Raw genomic sequence first — 712 nt, 5'->3', positions numbered from 1 at the left:
TTCGATGTAAATGAACCATAACTATGTAAACCTATTCCTAAAAGATTGACGCCAAAATAGCATATCCAAATTAAAATAAAACCGATCAAAGCCACAATTGCAGAATTTATACCCCTAACATTCCTATTTGTTTTAATATGTAAATAAATTGCGAATATAGTCCAAGTAATAAATGCCCAAGTTTCTTTTGGGTCCCAGTTCCAATATGAACCCCATGTCTCATTAGCCCAGACAGCTCCTGAAAGAATGCCGACGGTTAAAAAGATAAATCCAAGACTAATAATACGAAAACTCCAAAAATCTAATTGTTGAATCAGTTGATACCTATAATAATTTCTAGAAAAACTAAAATTAATGTTTTGTTGTAGTAAAATAGAATTTCTTTCATTTATGTAGTAAAGTACATCAAAAGAAAATAATTCATTTAATAAAAAATTTTTTTTTATATTCTTTTTCCAAAAAGTAGGTCCGACTTTGCGAAATGTAATCACTAGAAGAGCTATTGATAATAATGATCCGCATAACAGAGCGCCATAGCCTAATATCATCATACTTACGTGCATCATTAACCACTGGGACTGGAGAGCTGGTACTAATATTGCAGACTGAGGCATTTTGTTTAAAAGACCTGAAGTAGCAAAACCCTGAATAAAAATAACACTTGGCGCAGTTATTGTGTTTAACTTATTTTGTTGTTTTTTATTAAAATAGG

Annotated in this window: 1 protein-coding gene; it reads right to left on the bottom strand. The window is 30.9% G+C overall.

All coding sequences use genetic code 11. The features are described from left to right. Window positions 1–712: c-type cytochrome biogenesis protein CcsB (ccsB, locus tag IE312_RS44910; RefSeq protein WP_189986843.1), on the bottom strand; the 712-nt coding region annotated here is incomplete at both ends.

The sequence above is a fragment of the Streptomyces capoamus genome (assembly GCF_014654935.1).
Classification (GTDB): domain Bacteria; phylum Actinomycetota; class Actinomycetes; order Streptomycetales; family Streptomycetaceae; genus Streptomyces; species Streptomyces capoamus.
Note: the sequence above shows the minus strand (reverse complement) of the source record. Positions and strands in the feature narration are given on the sequence as shown.